The organism is Methylomonas sp. 2BW1-5-20 (assembly GCF_052474515.1).
On record NZ_CP184127.1, the window covers coordinates 344,694 to 367,974 of the forward strand.

Here is a 23,281-nt window from a genome sequence, read left to right on the forward strand (position 1 = left end):
AGGGTGGACTAATCAAGTAAAAAGGGGGCTTTGTTGGCAAAGTCCCCTTTTTTTTGCCCGAAATTAAAGATACTTGTTTTCTGCGAGTTCATCCTCATATAGGATGACATCTACTGTTTTGAGCTGCTCAAGGGAGCAAATGAAATGACTGATTTAAAATCCAAAGATGAATTGATTCCGGTCTTGCCTTTGCGGGACGTGGTGGTCTACCCGCACATGGTAATTCCGTTGTTTGTCGGTAGAGGTATGTCGATCGATGCTCTCGACGCCGCGATTAAACAGGACAAGCAAGTGTTGCTGATTGCGCAAAAACAGGCCGATGTCGATGAGCCGGGTTTTGATGATCTGTATACGGTCGGTACCTTGGCCAATATTTTGCAGTTGCTGAAATTGCCGGACGGTACCGTTAAAGTATTGGTGGAAGGTAGTCAGCGCTGCTCGGTGACGAAATATCAGGAAGTCGATAATTATTGCGCGGCTAGCGTGGTTGAATTGGGCGACGAGTTAAATATTTCCGAGCAGGAAGCTGAAGTTTTGCAACGCACGGCGATTAACTCGTTCGATCAATACGTGAAATTGAATAATAAAATTCCGCCGGAAGTGTTGAACTCACTTGCCGGAATCGACGACCTTAGCCGTTTAGCCGATACCATGGCGGCGCACATGGCGTTAAAGGTTGAAGAAAAGCAGCTGATGTTGGAAATGGTCGATGTTGCCAAGCGACTGGAAAATCTGATGACGTTGATGGAAGGCGAAGTCGATATCTTGGAAATGGAAAAGAAAATTCGCGGCCGTGTTAAAAAGCAAATGGAAAAAAACCAACGCGAATACTATTTGAATGAGCAAATGAAGGCCATTCAAAAAGAACTGGGCGAGATGGACGAAGCCAGTAATGAAATCGAAGAACTGGAAAGGAAAATAGCTGCAGCCGGCATGTCCGCCGAAGCGAAAACCAAGGCGACTGCGGAGCTGAATAAACTGAAAATGATGTCGCCGATGTCGGCGGAAGCGACGGTCGTTCGCAATTACATCGATTGGATGGTCAACGTGCCTTGGAAAAAGAAAACCAAGGTTCGCCACGATTTGAAAGTGGCCGAAGAAGTATTGGAAGCCGAACATTACGGCCTGGACAAGGTGAAAGAGCGGATACTCGAGTATCTTGCCGTACAGCAGCGTGTCAAGGCGTTGAAAGGGCCTATTCTTTGTCTTGTCGGTCCTCCGGGGGTTGGTAAAACCTCTCTCGGCCAGTCGATTGCGCGGGCCACCAACCGCAAGTATGTGCGGATGGCGTTAGGCGGGGTTAGAGATGAAGCGGAAATTCGCGGGCATAGGCGCACTTATATTGGTTCTATGCCCGGTAAAATTCTGCAAAATTTATCGAAAATCAAAACCCGTAATCCAATGTTCCTGCTGGACGAGATCGACAAGATGGCGGCGGATTTTCGCGGCGATCCAGCCTCTGCGTTGTTGGAAGTGCTCGATCCAGAGCAAAATCACACCTTTTCGGACCATTATCTGGAAGTGGATTTCGATTTGTCGGACGTGATGTTCGTTGCTACCGCCAATACCATGAATATTCCGGCGGCCTTGATGGATAGAATGGAAATTATTCGTCTGGCCGGTTACACAGAGGACGAAAAAATCAACATCGCCATGCGGTTTTTGATCCCGAAACAGGTCAAAAACAACGGTTTGGCGGAATCTGAAATTCATATCTCCGAAGCTGCGGTTAAGGACATTGTCCGTTACTACACTCGGGAAGCAGGGGTGCGCGGACTGGAACGGGAAATCTCGAAAATTTGCCGTAAAGTCGTGAAGGATCTGTTATTGAAATCCAGGAAAAGCCGTACCTCTGTTACCGAGAAAACTTTGGATAAATATCTTGGTGTCAGGCGGTTTAGTTATGGCATGGCGGAAGATAACGATCAAATCGGGCAAGTTACGGGGTTGGCTTGGACCGAAGTTGGCGGCGAATTGCTGACTATCGAAACGGCGGTAATGCCGGGTAAGGGCAAGCAGTTGGCCACCGGTAAGCTCGGCGATGTGATGAAAGAATCTATAGAGGCCGCTGTCACCGTGGTCAGAAGTAGAGCCGATATTCTGGGTATCGATTGCGATGTGTTTCAGAAGAGCGATATTCATATCCACGTTCCGGAAGGCGCCACGCCAAAAGACGGACCCAGCGCGGGGATAGGGATGTGCACCGCTATTATTTCAGCGCTGACCAAAATTCCGGTGCGTGCGGATGTGGCAATGACTGGTGAGATTACGTTACGTGGTGAAGTGTTGCCCATCGGCGGTCTAAAAGAGAAGTTATTGGCCGCGCATCGCGGCGGGATTACGACCGTGGTGATTCCTGCTGAAAACGAAAAGGATCTTGCGGAAATACCGGAGAATATTAAGCGCAATTTGGCGATTAAATGTGTCCGTTGGATAGATGAGGTTTTAGAGTTGGCTTTGCAGTATATGCCGACGCCGATCGCGGCTATTCCGGTCGCAGAGCTAAGCGAAGCATCTACTGCCAAGGTAGAGGTCAAACAGACGGGTGTTGTTGCACACTAAATGTCGGGTTGAATCGGTGGAAACCATCAAAATCGTGGCTTCCGCCGACTTCAAAGCTTGACATTGCTCGTTGGCGATTGATATAAATGTCGGCCTCTCGAACCAGGAGAGGCTATAAATCGGGTTGGTGGAAAACCGGTTGGTGGGCAAATCCAAGCGTTTGTTTACTGAGCATAATTAATACAACGACATCCTAAGGGGAAATAAATGAATAAATCGGAACTTATCGATGCAATCGCCAGTGCGTCCCAGTTAACCAAAGCCGATGCAGGTCGTGCTTTAGATGGTTTTATTAAAGCAGTAGAAGATGCTTTGAAACAAGGCGATTCAGTTGCCTTGGTCGGCTTCGGCACATTTGACGTTAAAGAAAGAGCAGAACGTAAAGGTCGTAATCCGCAAACCGGCGAAGAGATTACAATCAAGGCTGCAAAAATTCCTTCATTTAAAGCTGGCAAATCTTTAAAAGATGCTGTAAACTAGCCGCTCTTTAGTCGGGTGCTTAGCTCAGCTGGGAGAGCATCGCCCTTACAAGGCGAGGGTCGGGGGTTCGAACCCCTCAGCACCCACCAGACTTTGGAGCGGTAGTTCAGTTGGTTAGAATACCGGCCTGTCACGCCGGGGGTCGCGGGTTCGAGCCCCGTCCGCTCCGCCAAAACAGAAACCTCGGGCCGTATGGTCCGAGGTTTTTTTTTGCCTGTTAATTTTATGGCCTGAAGCGATCGGGTTTAATACTGTTTAAGGACAGCGTTTATGCTTTTAGAGATTAGAGAAAAGGTGCACGGTCTGTTTGCATCGATCATATTGATATTGATTTGTGTGCTTTTCGGTTTATGGGGCATCCAAAACTATCTTGGCGGTGGAAAAGAGACGCCCGTAGTATCGGTTGGAGACAAGGAGTTTTTTCAGCGCGATGTTAATCAGGCCTATCAGCAATATGCGCAGAATCTGGCCGGTATGAAGTTCGATGAAGAGACTTTGAAAAAACAGGCTTTGGAAAAATTGGTGCGCGACGAGGTATTGTTGCAGCACGTTCAGGATCAAAACCTGCTCGTCAGCGATGACACCGCCAGAGAATTCATTCAAACGCTGGAGTATTTTCAAAAAGACGGCAAATTCGATAAAACCCAATATCAGAGTCTGTTGGGTTCCCAAGGCATGTCTTCCGCCGAATTCGTTAATCGCATCAAAAAAGCGCTGGTAATGGAGCAATTCCAACGCGCGATTGTCGATAGCAGCTTTGCCACACCGGCTGAAATCAATAATTTCTTTAAAATCCAGAATCAGACCCGCGACATCGAATACGTGGCCGTGCCTTTAGCGCCCGTCGGTCAGCCGCCGAGTGACGAGGAGATAAGCGCATATTATCAGCAACACCAAGATGCCTATCAGACCGAAGAGCAAGTGGCTATTGAATATGTCGAATTGTCACTGGATAAATTGGCCGAGGAAATCAAAGCCAGCGATGAACAGCTGAAAGCCTATTACGAAGAGCAAAAAGCCCTGTTCACAACCAAGGAGCGCAGAAAAATCAGTCATATTCTGTTTGCTTTCAACAAAGACAAAACCGCGGACGACTTGGCCTTGCAAAAAGCCCTGAAGGCCAAGGAAGAACTAAAAAACAAGGATTTCGCGACTCTCGCAGCGGAAGTGTCCGACGACAAGTTAACCGCAAAAAATGGCGGCGATCTGGGCTTGTTTAATGTCGGCGTGATGGAAAAGGCGTTCGAAGATGCGGCCGGCAGCTTGAAATTGGGGGAAGTCTCAGAACCGGTTAAATCGGCCTTTGGTTATCATTTGATTAAGGTCACCGAGTTGATTCCCGGTGAAGTGAAGCCTTTTGAAGCCGTGAAAGCCGAAGTAAGCAAAGCTTATAAAAAAGCGCAGGCCGAAGCCAAATTCAATACCTTGGCTGAGAAAGTTGCCGAAGTCAGTTACGAGAATCCGGATAGTCTGGCAGCAGTTGCGCAATTAGTGGGCGGCGCAACCAACAAAACCGAACCGTTTACCCGCGCCTCCGGCCCCGGTATCGCTGCGGACGAAAAAGTTCGAGCTGCGGCATTTTCGGAAGACGTACTTAAAGGCAGCAACAGCGAACCGTTGGAAATTGGCGGTGATAAAGCCGTCGTATTACGCATGCTATCGCATCAACCGGCAACCAATAGAGAATTGAAAGATGTTAAATCTCAAGTGATTGTCGCAATCCAGCAAAACAAGGCGAGACAGCAAGCAATAGCTACCGCCGATAAGCTGAAGCAGGAATTGGCGGCGGGTAAAACCCTGGCTCAAGTCGCTGAAGCGCAGCATTTGCAAGTTAAGAAAATCAATGGCCTGGCCCGAAGCGCTAGCGATTTGCCGGCTACCGTCACGCAAGAGATTTTTAGAACGGCGAAGCCGAAGGGCGGCCAGCCTAGCGTCGCGATCATAGATCAAGCCGACGGCGGCAAACTGGTGGTTAGCGTCAATAAGGTCAACGAAGGCGTGATATCCGATAGCGAAAAGAGCAAACAGGCACTTATCGCCAAAAACATGGCGGCGGCGATCGGTAAAGCCCAGATGGAAGCGGTATTGAATGCACTGCAATCCAAGGCCGATATCGTCGTTCACGCTCAGAAACCGTAACGCTAAAATTGCGAACAACAAAAAGGGAGCCCAGCGCTCCCTTTTTTATGGACTTCGCAAACCTTGTTCATCAAAACAAGAGGAATTAGCTCCCAGCGCCGGCACCCGGAACAGAGCGTTGGCTTGCAGCTATTTAGGGGTTTTAGGCATAATCTATCAGCTAATTTTTTCGAATCATGGCGTATAGATATAATTTTCCTGTTCGGCCGGATCATGGGATAAACTTTAAAATTTGCAACGAATAACGCTTGCCATCTCAGTACTAGTCTTAATTTTTAATAGCTTGATTTAAGGATCAACATGATTATCAAACCTCGCGTACGCGGTTTTATGTGCGTCACCACCCACCCGGTCGGCTGCGAAGCCAATGTCAAACAACAGATCGACTATGTCAAAGGTTTCGACGCCATCGCTAATGGCCCGAAAAATGTACTGATTTTGGGGGCTTCCACCGGCTATGGTCTGGCGTCACGTATCGTCGCCGCTTTCGGGTCGGGCGCGAAAACGCTGGGCGTGTTTTTCGAGCGCGAAGGCACGGCCGATAAAACCGGTACCCCTGGTTGGTACAATTCCGCGGCTTTTCATAAATTTGCCGAAGCGGAAGGCCTTTATGCCAAGAGCATCAACGGCGACGCTTTTTCCGACGAGATCAAACAAAAAACCATAGCCGCCATCAAGCAGGATTTGGGCAAAGTCGACTTGGTGATTTATAGCTTGGCCGCGCCGCGCCGTACACATCCCAAAACCGGCGTCACGCATAATTCGACGCTGAAACCCATCGGCAAGGATTTGGTGCAAAACGGTATCGATACCGACAAAGAGGTGATTAAATCGTTTACCTTGCCGGCCGCCACCCAGGAAGAAATCGATAACACTGTCGCCGTGATGGGCGGCGAAGACTGGCAAATGTGGATCGATGCCCTGGCTGACGCCGGCGTATTGGCCGAAGGTGCCAAGACTACCGCCTTTACTTATCTTGGCGAGAAAATCACCTGGGATATTTACTGGGACGGCACCATAGGCGCGGCGAAAAAAGATTTGGACAAACGCGTCGTCGATATTCGCAGCAAGTTGGCCGTACTTGGCGGCGACGCCCGCGTTTCGGTATTGAAAGCCGTCGTGACTCAAGCCAGCGCCGCAATCCCGGTGATGCCGCTGTATCTGGCCTTATTGTTCAAAACCATGAAGGAAGCCGGTACGCACGAAGGTTGCATCGAACAGGTCAACGGCTTGTTTCGCGACAGTCTGTATGGTGCCAATCCCATCCTGGACGATACCGGCCGCCTGCGGGCCGATCTAAAAGAATTGCAACCGCAAGTGCAAGACAAGGTCACGGCCTTGTGGGAACAAATCAACAACGACAATATCAACGATTTGAGCGATTTTGCCGGGTACAAACACGAGTTTCTTAAACTCTTCGGCTTCGAAATCGAAGGCGTGGATTACGATGCGGATGTGAGCCCCGAGGCGCCGATCGCCAATTTGGGGTAAAGACCTAGCTGGGCTGGTAGTATGGCGGCTACCCGCTCAGCCGAAAATAAGGACGACTGGCGTTTTTGAAAGCGGCACGCTCGATGCTGACCGGGACTGATAAGGTCTCCGGCATCAAGCGAAAGCGTTGCTGAAGTTTCTGTTTAATCTCTGCGAAACACTGGAAACATGCAAACACAATCAACTACCCGAGACTGGATTCTCTATTCGCTACTCTGTTTGACTATTCTGCTGATCGTGTTGGCGATGTACCAAATCGACCGGCAGTGGCTGAAACTGAGCGAGATGCAAAGCGCGCTGTCTGAGCAAGCCAAGGATATGCGGGAATTGCGCGGGGCCATTGCCGCCGGTGCCATTTCCGCAAAAACATCGGCAAGTTCGCCTGCAGACGGCGAAGCCGCTCAGGCCTTCCAACGCGCACAGGCAGCCAGCCGTTTGCCGGATTATGCCCAAGGCGATTGGAGCGTGGACGCTTTCGGCACTAATCTAAAAACCATCACCCCGTTGGTCTCCAGCGACGCCTATGCTTCCAATGTGCAAAGCTATGTGCTGGAAAGCTTGATTAACCGCAACCCCGATACTTTGGAATGGGAAGGCTTGGTTGCCAAGGATTGGACTATTAGCGAAGACGGCTTGGTGATCAGCTTTAATATGCGCGAGGACGTCAGTTTTTCAGATGGCCAGCCGCTGACCGCCGACGACGTGGTGTTCAGTTTCGATTTCATCATGACCGACGCGATCCAGGCGCCGCGTGAACGCGCCTACCTGGAAAAAATCAAGAGTGTTAAAGCCAACGGTAAATACCAGGTGGTGTTTACTTTCAGAGAGCCGTATTTTGAAGCGTTGTCGCTGGCTGGCGGCATCGGCATCATGCCCAAGCATTTTTACGAGCCTTATCTAAAAGAGCCGCAAAAATTTAACGAATCCAAAGGTTTGTTGTTGGGCAGCGGGCCTTACCGGCTGGCCGATCCGAAAAGCTGGACGCCGGACAAAGGCAATATCGAACTCGTGCGCAACGAGCGCTACTGGGGCGATGTGCAGCCGTCTTATCATCGAATTCTCTGGAAGATCATTCAAAACGATAGCGCCCGCTTAACCACGTTTCGTAATGGCGACATCGATTCATACTCGGCGCGTCCGGTTGAATATCAAGAGCTGAAAAAAGATCCGCAAATCCAGGCCAAGAGTCAAAACTTCGAATACATGCCGCCGGTGGTGGGTTATAGCTACATCGGTTGGAACCAAGAGCGCGGCGGCAAGCCGACGCGTTTTGCCGACAAACGTGTGCGCCAGGCTATGACTTATCTGACCGACGTCAGCCGGGTAATAAAAGACGTAATGTTGGATTACGCCGAGCCTGCCGTCAGCCCGTTCAGTAAAGCCAGCAAGCAACACGATGCGGCTTTGCGGCCGTATCAAGCCGATTTGGATAAAGCCAAGGCCTTGCTCAAAGAAGTTGGCTACCAAGATAAGAATGGCGACGGCGTACTGGAAGACAAAGCCGGTCAGCCTTTCGAATTTAAATTGACCTACTTTCAAGCTAACGAAGACACCAAACGCATGGTGTTGTTGCTGAAGGACTTGTATGCCCGCGCCGGCGTCAGGATGATTCCAACACCGCAAGAATGGCCGGTGATGCTGGAAAATCTGGATAAAAAAGACTTCGATGCGATTACCCTGGGTTGGACCAGCGGTATCGAAACCGATTTGTACCAAATCTTCCATAGCTCGCAAGCAATCAGCAAAGGCGATAACTACGTCAGTTATAAAAATCCGGCTCTCGACAAATTAATCGACGACGCTCGCCGTACCGTCGACGAAGGCAAACGCATGCCGCTCTGGCAGCAGGCAGAACGTATCCTATACGAAGATCAGCCTTATACCTTTTTAATGCGCCGTAAGAGTTTGCTGTTCGTAGACAAGCGCATCCACAATCTGCAAATGACCAAACTGGGCTTAAACTTCGGCGCCTTGCCGCTGGAAAACTACGTGCCGCTGGCGCAGCAAAAATACACCCAATAGGCCAAGGACTCGCCGATGTTGACTTATCTACTACGGCGCCTGCTGTTGATGATCCCCACGCTGTTGGGGATTACCGTGTTGGTGTTCAGCGTCATGGCTATGTCGCCGGGCGGCATCAGTGCCCAGACCTTGATCGGCGGCATGGATATGAAACCGCAGGAAAAGCAGGCTCTGCTGGATTATTACAACAAACGCTATGGCCTGGATCAGCCGGCACCGGTGCAATACCTACGCTGGCTGAATAATGTCTCACCGATCGGTTTCGTCACTGACGCCCAAGGCCAGCGCGGCGAATTTTCGTTTAGCAAAGGCATGGATCTGGGTACCAGCTTTCAATATGGCCGGCCGGTGTCGGACATTTTGGTCGAACGCATTCCGATCACCTTGCTGCTGAATCTGGTGACGCTGCCGTTTACCTATATCATCGCCATCATGGTCGGCATGAAAGCGGCGACCCAGCGTGGTAGCGCTTTCGATGTCGGTGCCGGTATGTCTATGCTGGCCTTATGGTCGATTCCAACGATGCTGGCCGGAGTATTGTTACTGGGTTTTTTCGCTAACATCCAACACTTTCAATGGTTCCCAACCGCCGGCATCAGCAGCCGGGAAGCGCAAGATATGCCGTTCCTGCCGCACTGGGATACAGGCGGTTTCGTACGCGGATTCCTGCTGGATAGAATCTGGCATCTGATCTTGCCGGTGATCTGTCTGTCATATGGCGGCTTTGCCGCATTAGCGAAGCTGACGCGCACTTCCATTCTGGAAAACCTCAGCTCTGATTATGCCCGCACCGCCCGCGCTAAAGGCTTGGCCGAAAACGATGTACTGTGGAAACATGTGTTCCGCAATAGCCTGTTACCGTTGATTACCGTCTCGGCCGGCTTGCTGCCCAGTTTGTTGGCTGGATCGTTGATCGTGGAAAATATTTTCAGCATTAATGGCATGGGCCAACTGGCGGTGGAAGCGGTGAAAGGCCGAGACCGCGAGCTGGTGCTTTCGATTACCTGGATCAGCGGCTTTTTAACGCTGATAGGCTATTTGATAGCCGACTTCTGTTACACCCTGGCCGATCCGCGGGTGAGTTATGACTAAGCCCGTGATCAGCCGCGAGTCCTTCGCCGCCCGTATCTGGCGCAAGACGCTGGCGGGCGTCGGCGTTAAGCTGGGTCTGGCCTGGGTGGCATTGCTGGTGTTTTGCGCGGTATTCGCGCCGTTTCTCGCCAACTCGATGCCCTTGCTGATGAGCAAGGACGGCGTCATTTCCGCGCCGGTGCTGGAGTATTTATCGGTGGAAGACGCCTGGGTCCTGGCCAGCTTTTTCGTCGCACTGGCGGTTTACCGGCTAAAAATCGACGGCGGCAAACAGATTTTGCTGTTTTTGCTGGGCAGCGCGTTAGCAGCGGTTGCGGTCAATGTCTTCGTCAAGCCGCCGGTGCTGGTGATCTATGACGACTTCCGCAGCGCCGCTTACACGCAAGTGGATTGGAAGATCATGCCACCGATACCTTATGCGCCGGTCGATTATCTGCGCGATCTGGGTAGCAAGGGCCTGGAAGCGCCTTTCGCCACCGAGGGCCATACCCATTTAATGGGCACGGAAGAAAACGGCGCCGACGTCCTAAGCCGAATGATCCATGCCTGTCGCATTTCCTTGAGCATAGGCTTGATCGCGTCGGGTATTGCGTTGGCCATTGGCGTGGTGGTCGGCGGCTTGATGGGCTATTTCTCCGGTATCGTCGATATGTTGGGTATGCGGCTGGTGGAGATTTTTGAAGACATTCCGACGTTGTTTTTACTGCTGACGTTCGTCGCCTTCTTCGGCCGCAGTTTATACATGATGATGGTGATCATCGGCGTCACCGGCTGGTCCGGCTATGCCCGTTATGTGCGGCAGGAGTTTTTGAAACTGCGCAAACAGGATTATGTGCAGGCGGCGGTCGCCAGCGGTTTGCCCTTAAGCTCTATTTTGTTCCGCCACATGCTGCCCAACGGCGTCGCGCCTTTATTGGTTGCGGTCAGTTTCGGTGTCGCCGGGGCGATCCTGTCGGAAGCGACGCTAAGCTTCCTGGGCTTGGGCGTGGTCGACGCGCCATCCTGGGGGGCGATGCTGGATCAAGCCGTCAAATCCTCGACCTTTAACTGGTGGATGGCGGTATTCCCCGGCGGTTCGATTTTCATGACGGTGTTTGCCTACAACCTGATCGGCGAAGCGTTTAGAGATGCCATCGATCCGCGCCTGTCCGACAAGGCCGGGGTCAAATCATGAGCCAAGCCTTGTTGGAAGTCCGCAACCTGCGCACCTATTTAAGGTCCGGCGGCGGCGAAGTGCGGGCGGTGGACGACATCAGTTTCAGCATCCCCAAAGGCGAAACCTTTTGCCTGGTCGGCGAGTCCGGCAGCGGCAAGTCGGTCAGCGCTTTATCCGTAATTCGTCTGTTGCCGGACGGTGTGGCTTCGCACCCCAGCGGCGAGATTTTGTTGAACGGGCAGGATTTGTTAAAGCTGGACGATCCGGGCATCCGCGCGGTGCGCGGTTTAAAAGTCGCGATGATTTTCCAGGAGCCGATGACCTCCTTAAATCCGGTGATGAGCATAGGTGAGCAGATCACCGAAGCGCTGCAATTGCATCATCCCGATATGGACGACGCGGAAGCCACCGAGCGCACTATCAGGGCTTTGGAACAGGTGCAAATCCCCAACGCCTCCAGCCGCTTCCGCGACTATCCGCATCAACTCTCCGGCGGTCAACGCCAGCGGGTGATGATCGCGATGGCACTGGCTTGCGAGCCGCACTTGCTCATCTCCGACGAACCGACCACCGCGCTGGATGTGACCGTGCAAGCCGAGATTCTGCGCTTGATGCGCAAGCTTCAGGACGATACCGGCATGAGCATGCTGTTCATCACCCACGATTTCGGCGTGGTGGCGCAGATGGCGGATTGGGTGGGGGTAATGCAGCAAGGCAAGTTGGTGGAAGTCGGCACTTGCGCCGAAGTATTGCGCAATCCCCAACACCCCTATACGCAAAAACTGCTGGCCTCGGTGCCGGAGAATCTGGCCAAACCGGGCAGTGCGGCCGTAGCTGTCAATCCTGCTGCTCCCGAGATCGTCGAATCACCAATCCCGGAAACTCTAACTCTGCCAGAAGATGTTGTCGTAGAAGCCAAAATAGAACCCGCTCCCTCCGGGAGAGGGCAGGGAGAGGGGATGCAAATCGATGCGCCCCCTCTCTCCCACGAGAAGAAGGAACTCGTGCAACAGCCGCCGGAGGATGTGGAACTAAGTAAGAGCGATAAAAAGCTGCTTTCCGTACTGGAGCGTGCCGGCTTAAGGCTACAGGCAGCGCAAAACGTTTCGATTGACAACTCTCTGCCAGATGAGCCGGTCATAGAAGCCAAAACCGAACCCTCTCCTGCGGGGAGAGGGCAGGGTGAGGGCTTGCAAAGCGATGCTTCACCTTATTCGTTCCCGCTCTCCTACGAGGAGAGGGAGCTTTTGCGGCAGCCTCCTCAACGGCGAGAAGAGACTAACCGTCCGGCACGGGGCGATGAAGATAGTCATAAAATTTCCCCCCGGATAGTGACAAAGGAAGCCGAGCCTCTACTACAAATCCGCGATCTGAAAGTCTGGTTCCCCATCAAAAAAGGTTTGTTCCGGCAAACAGTCGATTATGTAAAAGCCGTGGATGAGGTGTCGCTGGATATTCCGCAAGGCCAGATAGTCGCCTTGGTCGGCGAATCCGGCTGCGGTAAAACCACCTTGGGCCGGGCGGTGCTGCAACTGGAACCGCCGACTGCCGGCAGTATTCGCATCGACGGTCAGGAGCTCACCGGCTTGTCTGCCCGCGAACTGCGGCCGTTGCGCCGCAAGATGCAGATTGCGTTTCAGGACCCGCAATCCTCGCTAAATCCGCGTTTGCTGGTGGAAACCACGCTGACCGAACCGATGAAGGTACACGGCATCGGCGCCAATCAAGAAGAACGTATCGAACTGGCCGGACAGCTGCTGGAAGACATGCAGCTCAGCCGCGAATCGCTGTGGCGCTACCCGCACGAGTTTTCCGGCGGCCAACGGCAACGCATCGGTTTGGCCAGAGCATTGACCTTGAATCCGGAGTTTGTAGTCTGCGACGAAATCACCAGCGCGCTGGATGTATCGGTGCAGGCGGAAATTCTGCAATTGCTGTTGGACATCCGCCGCCGGCGTAATCTGACTTTGTTGTTTATTACGCACAATATTGGGGTGGTGGAGTATCTGAGTGATCGGACGGTGGTGATGTATAAGGGGAAGATTGTGGAAGAAGGCTTAACTGCGAAGGTTTGTGGGGCGCCGGAGCATTCGTATACTCAAAAGTTGTTGGGGGCGGTGCCGCGGTTAGTGGTTTAGGGAATTGTTGGGATGATATACGGAAACCATTTAATTACTTGTTATGCGTTGTCTTCTGGAGTCGATTAGTGATCAAGCATCTAAAGAAGCGCTTTGACGAGTTACTCACCCAAGCCAATGAAGTTGCTGCCACAAAACAAGCAAAGTACAGTCAGCTTCGGGTTCTTACGAACAAGTCGATACTGACCTCCTGCTTGGCTGGTGCGTTAAAACACGAAATCTACTTGCCTCTGCCTGTGGTACGGAGTCCGAGCACTTCAAGGCATTCGTTAAGGCTGAAGAACCTGGTTTCTACGAAGAAAATCCAACAAGATTAAGTCGTCTCCGTGCCGTTTTTCTTGCCGCTAAAGAAGATTTTGAAGGTGGGTATCTTTCGTCAGTCCGCAGCCTGGTCCAAGCAGAGGTTTTTTCAACCGAGCTCGAACAGGCCCGCGAACTTCTCAAAGCGGGCTATCGTATTCCTGCTGCTGTGATTTGTGGTGTCGTCCTTGAGACAAACTTACGCAGCTTGTGCGAAGCGCACGGCTTAAGCCTAGGCAAGCTAGATAAGATGAATGCCGACCTTGCAAAAGTCGGTCAGTACAATTCACTTGTCCAAAAAAGAATTACCGCACTAGCTGCGATTCGGAATAGCGCGGCGCACGGAAACTCCGCTGAATTTGATGATGCTAATGTCAGCTCTATGATTGAAGAGGTTGAGAAACTTGTTGCCGACTGGCTTTCGTAGCCAAGGGTGGGCACGGCTTTTTGTGCCCACGCGGTGATTGGGGGATGTGTCGCTAACGCGACGGCTGGTTTTAATGTCGGTTCGCGGACCGACAACCGCGATACTTTCTTTTGCGTGGCCAAAAGAAAGTATCCAAAGAAAAGGCCACCCGGATGCCGCTTTTATCCTGCGCTCCGAAACTTTTGAACGGGGTTGCCGAAAGGGGCTTCCTGCCCCTTCGGCAACGTGCGGCATCCCTGCCGCACCCCTTCGGGCTGATCCGTTCAAAAGCGCCGGTGCTCGGCGCGGCATACGGGAAGAAAACCATCCTAAGTCGGTAGGGTGGGCACGGTTTTTGTGCCCACGCGGTGACAGCTTTTGAATCTGGTGTGTCGCTAACGCGACCGCTGGCTTTAATGTCGGTTCGCGGACCGACAACCGCGATACTTTCTTTTGCGTGGCCAAAAGAAAGTATCCAAAGATAAATCCGCCGGGAGCGGATTTGGACGCCATAGGCGCACGAAGTGCGAGCGCCCGGATGGCGCGGAGTCAGCAGGCCACCCGAATGCCGCTTATCCCCTGCGCTCCTCGCTTTTGAACGGGGTTGCCTGAAGGGGCTTCCCTGCCCCTGCATGCAACGCGCCGCATCCTTGCGGCGCCCCTAACGGGCTAATCCGTTCAAAAGCTCCGGCGCTCGGCGCGGCATGCGGGAAGAAAACCATCCCGATTTCGCAGTAGGGCCGTAGGATGTGCTGAACGAAGTAAAGCGCATCGGTCGCGTAATCGTACGCATGGTGTTGAATTGCCAAGCTAAGTAGGGTGGGCACGGCTTTTTGTGCCCACGCGGTGATTGGGGGATGTGTCGCTAACGCGACGGCTGGTTTTAATGTCGGTTCGCGGACCGACAACCGCGATACTTTCTTTTGCTCCGCCAAAAGAAAGTATCCAAAGAAAAGGCGGCCCGAATGCCGCTTGTTCCCTGCGCTCCTCGCTTTTGACGAGGGTCGGCAGAAGGGGCTTCCCAGCCCCTCCGCCGACGTGCGGCATCCCTGCCGCACCCCTTCGGGCTATTCTCGCCAAAAGCTCCGGTGCTCGGCGCGGCATACGGGGATAAAACCAGGGCCGTAGGATGTGCTGAACGAAGTAAAGCGCATCGGTCGCGTAATCGTACGCATGGTGTTGAATTGCCAAGCCGCGTAGGGTTGGCACGGTTTCTGTGCCCACGCGACTAAACTACCCCGATAAAACCACAGGCTGGAATAATTGTAAGTGTTTCCGGCTTTAGTTTGCTACCCGGCATTGCTCCGGTCTGCCGTCTTTGAAGGACGGTGAAATGCTGATCGGTTCGGTCAAACCTTTCATCAGCAATAGGTAAGCTTGCTGGTCGATACACACTTTATTGAGTTTCCAGGTCCGAAGCTGGCCTTGAAGATCGATGTGTTCGATACTGATTTTTTCCAGCGGCAGGGAGCGGGCTTCGGGAGGCATGGCGTGGCTAAGCTGGGTGATGGCGGCTAGCAATGTACCGGAAATGAATTTTCGCATGGGCGGACTCCCGGATAAGGTTAAGAACTGCGTTGAGTTTTGTGCTGCGTCATTTACATTACGCTTTTGGACCTTACTCAGGCAAATCATACCGGGTGGATACGGTTTTTACGAGTGCGGTGATTAAATGTTCGGGCGTCACGATGTCCGGTTTTAGCCGCTTGGTTGTTCGAATTCGTCCCGTCAGAATCCATGCCTGGCTATCCCCGCGGTCTTCTGAAACCGTCGAGCTTTTTTCTCGAACATTCTCGCTGGGCGCTCGAGCGTTGGAGTAATTTTGTGCAATGGCCGAGTTCCGAACGAGAATCGCCGACAAATTTTGTAGAACGATGTAGTTCGCGGGTAAAACGGCCGAGCTATTTTCTCGATCATTCTCCAAAATAACTCGGGCATTCTCGCGGCGAGCTCGAGCGTTGGCGTAATTTTGGGCAATCGCCGAGCTTCGAACGAGAATGGCCGACAAATTTTGTAGAACGATGTTGTTCGCTGGTAAAACAGCCAGGCTTTTTTCTCGACTGTTCTCCGAAATTACTCGGGCATTTTCGCGGCAAGCTTGAGCGTTAGCCTTATTTTGTGCATCGTCCTAGTTCCGAACGTGGACGGCGGCGAAATTTCTGTTTTCAACGCAAGAAGGGTTATAAGGTTGGTCGGAATCCGCGCGAACGATTACGGCATTCGAATTTGCGATGATTTGAATCGCCGGCATACCCAGGGTTAACGCGTTAAATAGGTTGTTTGGCCGACGATTGAGGGCTTAAAACGATATTGACGAAGTTGTCGTACATAAAAAAGGGCTAAGTAACACTTAGCCCTTGCCAAAACTTGAGCGGTATTTAGTGCTTACTTCAGACGCGTTTGCGGCCGCTAGCTTTAACCAAACCCAGTAAGCCCGCACCCATCATGTAAAAAGCAGCCGGCAGTGGAACGGCGGCTGGTGTGCCATGCAACTGAATTGAGTCGATTTCTTCCCAAGCGTTCGGATCGTGATCGGTGTTGGTATAGATTTTCAAGCCCTTCACCGCGAAGGCAGTTTCGGCCCATGTGGCGAGAAAGTCCACGGGAGATCCGGGTTGGCTGCTATCGGTACCGGTCCAAACCGTGATCAAATTGTTTAGGGTATCCAATGCGTCGATTTGATAGACGAATCCGTTACCGTAGGTTTCCCGTATTGTGGCACCGCTTGCATAAACAGCCGTATCAAATCCCACGGTGATGAACTCCAGCGACCCGTTTTTCGGCCCTGGCGCCCATGAAGTTCCAATATCACCATAAGTGGCTGTGTCAGGTTCTCCTAAAACTTGAGTTGCGGCCCAACCATTAGGGCTCCACTGGGAGCTAAAATCCAGAACGCTTGAAGCATATTGGTCGATCGAACTCGATGCGTGCGCAGTTTGCATTCCCAATGATAAAACCAGCAACGCAGCGTGCTTTTTTGAAAACATAATTGCCTCCGAATAAATGAAAAAATGATTTGGCGAGTCTTTGTGCCGGCAAATTACGCCGACAAGCGCAAATTTGAAACGAACTATATCGATAAAGCATTAATCAAGCCCATATGAATTTAATGATTAAAATCAATGCGATGTGTGATTTGTTAGCGTTCTTATATCGGCGGGTGTAAAAAAATTAGACAATATTGCCGGCGGCGTGAGGGCATGGCATTTGTATTTGTACGGTCGGGATTGCGGGTTTGATGTCACCCGCCGGCATATCGGCTGTTCGAGTACATGCCTATCTGAGCCATCCTGGTGCATTTCAGACAAATTCCGGTTGCATCTGGTGCAAATCTCCCGGTGTTTCATTGGCCGTAAATACCACAAATCCAGCAAAATCAAGGTGTCCGCCGTTTGGCATCAACTTTGCTTTATTCAAAATGTGTTGTTACTCCTACCTGTTCTCATGTGTGGACGTGGCGCTCTGGTTGGTCGAAGTTCTTCGGGCGGTCAGGGCGCATTTTTTTGTCCGCGATAAATCAATCCAGGCCAGATTAGTCAGTTAAAACTTGCATTTCAAATGATATTTCTGCACCCGGTAGCGCAGGGTTTCCCGGGTGGTGCCGAGCATGCGCGCCGCGCCGGTGACATTGGCATCGTTGCGGTTCAGGGCTTCCTGAATAATAAATTTTTCCATTTCGTGCAGGCTGATACTGCCGTCCAGCGGAATGAACACGCCTTCCTGATTGACCTTGGCGTTGTGAGTGGCGGGAGCTTGCGGCGCTTGTAACTGCAGCCATTCCACCGGTAAATTATGGTCGTTGGACAGCAACACGCAACGCTCCAACACATTGTGCAACTCGCGGATATTGCCGGGCCAATCGTAATTTTTCAGCGCCTGCCAGGCTTGCTCCGGAATATGGCTGACGGCCTTGGCCGATTTGCGATTGCATTCGCCGATGAATTGCGGCACCAGTTGTTCCAGGTCTTGTTTGTGTTCGCGCAAGGCCGGCATGCGGATATTGATCACGTTCAAACGATGATAGAGATCGCGGCGGAACGCGCCTTCGGCGACTTTTTCCACCAAGTCCAAATTGGTGGCGGCGATGATTTGCACGTCGATGCTGATCTCGGCTTCGCCGCCCACCCGGCGGATGCGTAAATCTTCCACGGCTTTCAGCAGTTTGCTCTGCAAATCCAGATCCATTTCGCCGATTTCATCGAGAAACAGCGTGCCGGTATGCGCCTGTTCGAACAGGCCGCGATGGCGCTTTTTCGCGCCGGTAAAGGCGCCGGCTTCGTAGCCGAATAATTCGGCCTCCAGCAGCTCGCGCGGTAGCGCGGCGCAGTTGATTTCGACCAGCGGCGCGGCGGCGCGGCTGCCCGAATAATGCAGAATGCGGGCGATCATGCCCTTGCCGGTGCCGGTTTCGCCGCTGACGATCAGACTGGAGAAGGGCACATTGGCAATTTGTTTCAGCATGGCTCGCAGCTGGCCCATGGCGGGGCTGGAGCCGATCAAACTGTCGATGCTGTATTGATGATTTTGCGAGGCGGTTTGCTGTTCCAGCCGGCGCTGGGCACGGGCGCTGCGGGCGGCGCCTTCCACCAATAAATTCAGGCGGTCCAGCGAGCAGGGTTTTTCGATAAAGTCGTAAGCGCCTAGCCTTACGGCCCGCACCGAATCGGTGACGCTGCCGTAGCCGGTCAAAAACACCCATTCGCTGCTGCCGATCTCCGGTTTGAGCTTTTCCAGTAAATCCAGCGCGTTGCCGTCCGGCAAATTCATATCGGACAATACCACCAGGGGGTCCAGGGTCTGTCCGCACAGATATTGTTCGGCTTGTTGCAGCGTATGAGCGATGCTGACTTCCCAGCCGCCCTTGCCGAAATAGCGGGCCAGCTCCGAGGCTAACAAGGTTTCGTCTTCGATAATTAACAGGGTATTGGGCATCATGGTCGGGGTCGTTTCAGTTAGTTGCGGCGTTGTTCGAATTGCCGGCCGAGTAATGCTCGGCCTGGCAGCCTTTATCTTCGCTATATTCGGTTTGGGTTTTCATAGCTTTAAGCCAACGGTAAAGTCAGGGTTACCCGGCCGTGGCCGGTGGCGGCATCGTTGTCCAACTTGAGTTGACCGCTAAGATCCTTGGCAAAACGTTGCACCATCACCAGACCCAGGCCGCTGCCTTTTTCCTTCAGGCTGACGAAAGGCCGGATGCCTTGCCGTAAAAATGCCTCGCTGAAACCATCGCCGCTGTCGCTCACACTGACCGATAACTGTTGAGCGGTTTGCGCAATATCCACTTCCACGCTGCCGTTGCGGGTGCCGATGGCTTGCACCGCGTTTTGCAACAGATTCAACAGCGCTTGCCGGAATTCGATTTCCGGCAGCATGACAGCGGTATCGGCTTTGCCATGTACCGCAAAGCGGATGTTATCGGTCGCCTGATATTTGAATAGCGTGATCAAGTCGTTGACGACGGCGTTGACGTCGGTCGGTTGGGCAATTTTGCTGCTATGCCGCGCGGAACTGAGCAGATCGTTCAGATGATTGGTCAGTCTCTGCACTTCGCTATGCAGCAGCCCGATACGTTGGCGCAGGTCGGGGTCGCTCGATTCCGACAACAAGTTTTCCAATGCGACTTGAATAATAGCCAGCGGATTACGCAATTCGTGCGCGGTGCTGGCGGCCATTTCGGTCAAGGCCGCCAAGCGTTCGGCTTTGGCCAGACGTTGGCTTTGTTCCAGCAGGGCGTGGCTGGTTTGCCGTACCTGTTGTTCCAGGCGATTGGTGTAATGCAGATGTTCCTGTTCCAGTTCGATCAAATGCTCGACCAAGTTGTTATAGCGGTCGAACAGGTCGCGCAATATCGGATCGGCGGTTTCGCGGGTGATGGGTTGCTTGACGCCTTCCGCCAGACCGGACAGCAAATCGCGCAACGCATCCAAAGGCTCCAGCACGTTATTGCGGAAGAAGTAATGGCCTATCCAGAACAGCAGCAAGGGCAGAACCACGGCCAGCTGCAACTCCAATCGGCTATCGTCTTCAACATTGATCAACATTTTTTCCTCTTCGTTGGTCTGTCTATCCAATACCTGCCGGATCATATTCACCGAATCGATCAGCGCTTGCGGATCGCCGTTGCTGGCGGCGGCAAATTTGGTTTGCAAGGTGTTCAGATCGACCGCAACCGCGAATTCGGCGCTTTTATTATGGGTCTGTAGCAGATCCAGCAGCCGGTCTTGAATTTCGTTGATTTGCTCGGCGGCCAGGCTGGAATTGCTGCGGTGCAAGGCCAATTGCGATTGCAGTTCCAATAATTCGAAAATCGTTTCTTCCAGGTGATGGCCCTTGCCGATGTCGGTTTCTATGGTTTGGATGCGCTCATGGTTACGCCAAGTCAGGCGGCCGATGGCCAGCAGTTCGCCAATCACCAGAATGCTCATCACTATCGTGACGAATATCACCGGACGTAACAGAAGTTTCAGCATGCTTTCTTTCTCGTATTGGTTGCTGCCGGATATGTAATGTTTATCGTAGCGCTGCGGAGGTTATGACCCGGCCGGCAAAATTTTACGCCGGCTCAACGGATGATTATCGAATACCTTGCGCACATGCCGCCAATGTTCCAGAACCTGCTCGATATGGTTGCCGTCGCTGGGCTTAAGCTGGGTAAAGCACTCGCTGCGGCGGACGAAGGCCGACAAAAAGTCGCCCATGATGCGTTGCTGGGTTTTGTACTCGGCCAGGGCCGTCCGCTTTAAGTTGATTTGCTCGGGCGACAGAGCCACGCAAACCCGGCTGTGGCCGCGTAGCGGCAAGTCGGCGGGTAACGGCAGCGATTGGTCGCTCCAGTCTTGCGCCATGCCCCAATTGGAGCCGGGCGGCCAGCCGTTTTGCCAATGAATCAAATAGGCCAGTAATTTCGGTTGCGGGCGGTGGGCCGGGTTTTGCGATAGCCAGTTATGCACGGCAAGCAATGTAAACATACCCAGTCCTGCGTGGTCGGAGTCGTTTTCCATCACATCGGGAAACGCGATGATCGTGGGTTTGGTGTCCTGCAGAATGGCGACCAGTTCGTTAAGCAAATCCTGGCCGTCCTGGGCAAAGCCGCGATCTTCCGCTTCCCTGTAGGGCACGTGGTCAAAGCCGGTGTATTCGGAACGCATCGGGTTGTTATGCCGCCAATGTGAAACCAGCGCCGAATAAATGCTGCCGTCCGAAAATCCCAATAAATCCAGATGTACAAAGCCCTGGCCTAAAATGTTGGCGGCGCGGCGCGATTCTTCCAAACGCTTTTCGCCGAAATCCAGATAATCGGCCGCCGACGGGTTACGTTTGCCGCTATCCAGCATCACCGCGCCGACGTAAGCATCGCCGGACGTGACTACCGTAGAGCGCACGCTGCCGCCGTTTTGCAGGACTTGCTGGATCAGGCCGGCCGAACTCAGACTTTCGTCGTCGGGATGCGGGGCCAATACCAGCAAGCGCTCGCCCTTGCCGATTTCCAAAGTCTGTTCCGCAACGGCAAATACGGGGCTTGCCAGCAATAGCAGGCAAACGGTTAAACATTTATAAGATCTCTGCATGGATACTCCGCGAATTTCCGGTTGTTGAGGGCAAGCCCTTCTTGAGGCGATCGATTCTTTTCAGCTGAAGCGTCGCCAATTAGGTTATCCATTACACCGCGCAATCCTTTTTGTCCGGCGATGCTTAAAACTCAAAATGCGCTCTAAGCCCGTAAACATCGACCGGTCCGCGATCCGCGTTATAGGCGGGATTGGCGATGTGTTGGTAATCCAGCGTCATCCAGGCGGAAGGGATCAATCTCAGTTTGTAATAAATATCGACCACCTGTTCGGGCCGATAACGCAGATTGCCGTCGCCGATAAAACCGTCCACGCCGCCCAGGCGTAAGTAGTCGACATGCCCGGCTGAAATCCAGCTGCTGGCATAAGCCACTCCCAGTGCATCGTAATGCCTGCCCCAACTGTCGCCGCCGATTAAGGTGCCGAACGACAGCGAACGATCCGCCGAGGTATAGGAATACACCTCGGTCTTACCGTCGCTGTACATGCCGCGAAAAAACACGCCCACGCCGTCGAATAGCTGCTGTTCCAGATTAATGCCTATGCCCATTTTGACGTTGGCTTTGCGCACCCAGCACAGATCGGGCGCGCCGCTATTGGCCGAGTCGTAGTTGAAGGCGGTGCAATTCGCCGCGTTTTGCGCCGGATTGGCTTGGTAGGCGGCGATGGCGTCGTCCCAGCGTCCCATCCGTTCCCGGTTTCGGTATGCCAACAGCCTGACGGCGCCCGGTTGCTTGAATAGTTCATGGCGATGCTCCAGCTCCGCTTGATCGCCGTAATATTTGAACATGCGGAAATCCAGCGGCAAGTCGTTGGGGTTTTGCGGCGTGGCGAAGCGGCCCAGGCGAAAGCTCCAATCGTCGAAATAATATTCGGCTGCTAGGCCGACGCTGTAGCCGCGGGCATCGGCGGCGAAGTCGTAAGCGGCGTTGGTTAGAAATGCCATGTTCAGAAACTGCTGGCGTAAATCGGCGGCATAGCTGTTCTTATCGAAAATATCCAGGATGCTGAGATTGCCGCCGGTAATTACCAAACGATGGCTATTAAAACTACCGGCCAATTGCATGGGGCCGGAGCTCACTGAATGGCTGTCGCCGCCCAGATTGAAGGTTTGCTTTAAATAAAAACGCGATTTGTACCAAGTCGCGCTAACCGATCCTGATTTTTGCAATTCGAAGTTTTGGATGCTGCCGCCCAAACCCTTTAAATCGGATAAGGGCAGTTCGGAAATCATTTCCGGCGCCAAATAAATTTCGCCGCCTTGCCACGCCTTCAAGCCAAAATAGGCGGTGACGGTGCCGGTAAAGGAACGCTCGGCATCCGGTAGCAGCGAGTGCGGCGTTCCGTTGAGATTGGTGTATTGGGCGGGGAAAGCCGGTTTCCAGCTAGAAATATAGGTGGCTTGGCCATAGGCATTCCAGCGCTCGTCGGCCATATCGTGCAGACCTTGATCGGCCAGCAGCTGCATGAACGAAAAATTGCCGTTCGCGGCGGCGGACTGTTGTTCCTCGGCGTTGACGCCGGCGACACACAGCATCAACGCCAGCATTGCGCCATAGGAAATTGCCTCGAGCGGTAGATTGAACATGGTGGTCAACCCAAATCCTTATCCCGCTCGCCGCTGCTGATGCGGCCGCCTTCGTGGGCGTCGATGATGTAAACCTTGCCGTCGCCATGATGCCCGCTGCGGGCAGTGCGCATGATGGTTTCGAAAATAACCTCGACCAGCTCGTCCGGCGCGAAAATCTCCAGGCGCTTGCGAGCCAAAAACGGTTTGTAATCCTGCACGTGTTCCGTCCGTTCGCGGCCGAAACCTTCGCAATCGACTATCGACATACCCGGAAAACCCGGTATCTCCATCAAGGCCATCGTGATCTGGCTCAGCTTGTGCGGTTGTACATAAGCGCGAATTTCTTTCATGGTAATC

16 protein-coding genes and 2 tRNA genes are annotated in these 23,281 nt (G+C 52.9%); 11 read left to right on the plus strand and 7 right to left on the minus strand.

Features of this window, described 5'->3' with window-relative positions:
* Positions 1 to 144 precede the first annotated feature (144 nt).
* The 11 genes from lon to ACH50O_RS01645 all read left to right on the plus strand — a co-directional run bounded on the left by lon (position 145) and on the right by ACH50O_RS01645 (position 13,807).
* Positions 145 to 2,562 (plus strand): endopeptidase La, encoded by a 2,418-nt coding sequence (gene lon, locus ACH50O_RS01595; protein WP_446810315.1) that lies wholly within the window; start codon positions 145 to 147, stop codon positions 2,560 to 2,562.
* Positions 2,563 to 2,769: 207 nt separating this feature from the next.
* Positions 2,770 to 3,042, plus strand: a complete 273-nt coding sequence (locus ACH50O_RS01600; protein WP_020482925.1) for an HU family DNA-binding protein — start codon at positions 2,770 to 2,772, stop codon at positions 3,040 to 3,042.
* Between the two features lie 13 nt (positions 3,043 to 3,055).
* Positions 3,056 to 3,131: transfer RNA gene (locus ACH50O_RS01605), tRNA-Val, on the plus strand.
* A 6-nt stretch (positions 3,132 to 3,137) separates the two neighbouring features.
* Positions 3,138 to 3,214 (plus strand) — tRNA-Asp (locus ACH50O_RS01610).
* Between the two features lie 98 nt (positions 3,215 to 3,312).
* Complete coding sequence (locus ACH50O_RS01615; RefSeq protein ID WP_446810316.1) at positions 3,313 to 5,181, plus strand: SurA N-terminal domain-containing protein; 1,869 nt, start codon at positions 3,313 to 3,315, stop codon at positions 5,179 to 5,181.
* Positions 5,182 to 5,481: 300 nt separating this feature from the next.
* Positions 5,482 to 6,672: an enoyl-ACP reductase FabV gene (fabV, locus tag ACH50O_RS01620; protein ID WP_446810317.1), complete on the plus strand. Its 1,191-nt coding sequence runs from the start codon at positions 5,482 to 5,484 to the stop codon at positions 6,670 to 6,672.
* 168 nt (positions 6,673 to 6,840) lie between these two features.
* A complete protein-coding gene (locus tag ACH50O_RS01625) occupies positions 6,841 to 8,694 on the plus strand; it encodes a peptide-binding protein (RefSeq protein ID WP_446810318.1) in 1,854 nt (617 codons plus the stop codon).
* Between the two features lie 15 nt (positions 8,695 to 8,709).
* Positions 8,710 to 9,786, plus strand: a complete 1,077-nt coding sequence (locus ACH50O_RS01630; RefSeq protein WP_446810319.1) for an ABC transporter permease — start codon at positions 8,710 to 8,712, stop codon at positions 9,784 to 9,786.
* Positions 9,779 to 10,960, plus strand: coding sequence for an ABC transporter permease (locus ACH50O_RS01635; RefSeq protein WP_446810320.1), 1,182 nt, complete (start codon positions 9,779 to 9,781; stop codon positions 10,958 to 10,960). The genes ACH50O_RS01630 and ACH50O_RS01635 overlap by 8 nt, the downstream gene beginning before the upstream one ends.
* Entirely contained in the window at positions 10,957 to 13,080 is a 2,124-nt protein-coding gene (locus ACH50O_RS01640; RefSeq protein ID WP_446810321.1) for an ABC transporter ATP-binding protein, read from the plus strand. The genes ACH50O_RS01635 and ACH50O_RS01640 overlap by 4 nt, the downstream gene beginning before the upstream one ends.
* A gap of 550 nt (positions 13,081 to 13,630) precedes the next feature.
* Positions 13,631 to 13,807, plus strand: a complete 177-nt coding sequence (locus tag ACH50O_RS01645; RefSeq protein ID WP_446810322.1) for a hypothetical protein — start codon at positions 13,631 to 13,633, stop codon at positions 13,805 to 13,807.
* 1,260 nt (positions 13,808 to 15,067) lie between these two features.
* On the opposite strand, the gene ACH50O_RS01650 is transcribed toward ACH50O_RS01645, so the two are convergent.
* The 7 genes from ACH50O_RS01650 to ACH50O_RS01680 all read right to left on the minus strand — a co-directional run bounded on the left by ACH50O_RS01650 (position 15,068) and on the right by ACH50O_RS01680 (position 23,274).
* Positions 15,068 to 15,331: a hypothetical protein gene (locus tag ACH50O_RS01650; protein WP_446810323.1), complete on the minus strand. Its 264-nt coding sequence runs from the start codon at positions 15,329 to 15,331 to the stop codon at positions 15,068 to 15,070.
* A gap of 845 nt (positions 15,332 to 16,176) precedes the next feature.
* Positions 16,177 to 16,773, minus strand: coding sequence for a VPLPA-CTERM sorting domain-containing protein (locus ACH50O_RS01655; RefSeq protein ID WP_446810324.1), 597 nt, complete (start codon positions 16,771 to 16,773; stop codon positions 16,177 to 16,179).
* Between the two features lie 553 nt (positions 16,774 to 17,326).
* Complete coding sequence (locus tag ACH50O_RS01660; RefSeq protein ID WP_446812101.1) at positions 17,327 to 18,718, minus strand: sigma-54-dependent transcriptional regulator; 1,392 nt, start codon at positions 18,716 to 18,718, stop codon at positions 17,327 to 17,329.
* A 110-nt stretch (positions 18,719 to 18,828) separates the two neighbouring features.
* The gene (locus ACH50O_RS01665; protein ID WP_446810325.1) at positions 18,829 to 20,256 is read right to left on the minus strand and encodes a sensor histidine kinase; all 1,428 of its coding nucleotides are present in this window, start codon (positions 20,254 to 20,256) and stop codon (positions 18,829 to 18,831) included.
* 60 nt (positions 20,257 to 20,316) lie between these two features.
* Entirely contained in the window at positions 20,317 to 21,354 is a 1,038-nt protein-coding gene (locus tag ACH50O_RS01670) for a PIG-L deacetylase family protein (RefSeq protein ID WP_446810326.1), read from the minus strand.
* Positions 21,355 to 21,478: 124 nt separating this feature from the next.
* Positions 21,479 to 22,942 (minus strand): carbohydrate porin, encoded by a 1,464-nt coding sequence (locus tag ACH50O_RS01675; RefSeq protein ID WP_446810327.1) that lies wholly within the window; start codon positions 22,940 to 22,942, stop codon positions 21,479 to 21,481.
* A 5-nt stretch (positions 22,943 to 22,947) separates the two neighbouring features.
* On the minus strand, positions 22,948 to 23,274 hold the full coding sequence (locus ACH50O_RS01680; protein ID WP_446810328.1) for a P-II family nitrogen regulator: 327 nt from the start codon (positions 23,272 to 23,274) through the stop codon (positions 22,948 to 22,950).
* Positions 23,275 to 23,281: the final 7 nt, after the last annotated feature.

Coding starts and splice junctions, on each gene's coding strand:
- lon (WP_446810315.1), top strand. CDS start 145: ATGACTGATTTAAAATCCAAAGATGAATTGATTCCGGTCTTGCCTTTG.
- fabV (WP_446810317.1), top strand. CDS start 5,482: ATGATTATCAAACCTCGCGTACGCGGTTTTATGTGCGTCACCACCCAC.
- ACH50O_RS01680 (WP_446810328.1), bottom strand. CDS start 23,274: ATGAAAGAAATTCGCGCTTATGTACAACCGCACAAGCTGAGCCAGATC.
- ACH50O_RS01630 (WP_446810319.1), top strand. CDS start 8,710: ATGTTGACTTATCTACTACGGCGCCTGCTGTTGATGATCCCCACGCTG.
- ACH50O_RS01600 (WP_020482925.1), top strand. CDS start 2,770: ATGAATAAATCGGAACTTATCGATGCAATCGCCAGTGCGTCCCAGTTA.
- ACH50O_RS01635 (WP_446810320.1), top strand. CDS start 9,779: ATGACTAAGCCCGTGATCAGCCGCGAGTCCTTCGCCGCCCGTATCTGG.
- ACH50O_RS01665 (WP_446810325.1), bottom strand. CDS start 20,256: ATGCTGAAACTTCTGTTACGTCCGGTGATATTCGTCACGATAGTGATG.
- ACH50O_RS01655 (WP_446810324.1), bottom strand. CDS start 16,773: ATGTTTTCAAAAAAGCACGCTGCGTTGCTGGTTTTATCATTGGGAATG.
- ACH50O_RS01650 (WP_446810323.1), bottom strand. CDS start 15,331: ATGCGAAAATTCATTTCCGGTACATTGCTAGCCGCCATCACCCAGCTT.
- ACH50O_RS01615 (WP_446810316.1), top strand. CDS start 3,313: ATGCTTTTAGAGATTAGAGAAAAGGTGCACGGTCTGTTTGCATCGATC.
- ACH50O_RS01660 (WP_446812101.1), bottom strand. CDS start 18,718: ATGCCCAATACCCTGTTAATTATCGAAGACGAAACCTTGTTAGCCTCG.
- ACH50O_RS01645 (WP_446810322.1), top strand. CDS start 13,631: ATGAATGCCGACCTTGCAAAAGTCGGTCAGTACAATTCACTTGTCCAA.
- ACH50O_RS01640 (WP_446810321.1), top strand. CDS start 10,957: ATGAGCCAAGCCTTGTTGGAAGTCCGCAACCTGCGCACCTATTTAAGG.
- ACH50O_RS01670 (WP_446810326.1), bottom strand. CDS start 21,354: ATGCAGAGATCTTATAAATGTTTAACCGTTTGCCTGCTATTGCTGGCA.
- ACH50O_RS01625 (WP_446810318.1), top strand. CDS start 6,841: ATGCAAACACAATCAACTACCCGAGACTGGATTCTCTATTCGCTACTC.
- ACH50O_RS01675 (WP_446810327.1), bottom strand. CDS start 22,942: ATGTTCAATCTACCGCTCGAGGCAATTTCCTATGGCGCAATGCTGGCG.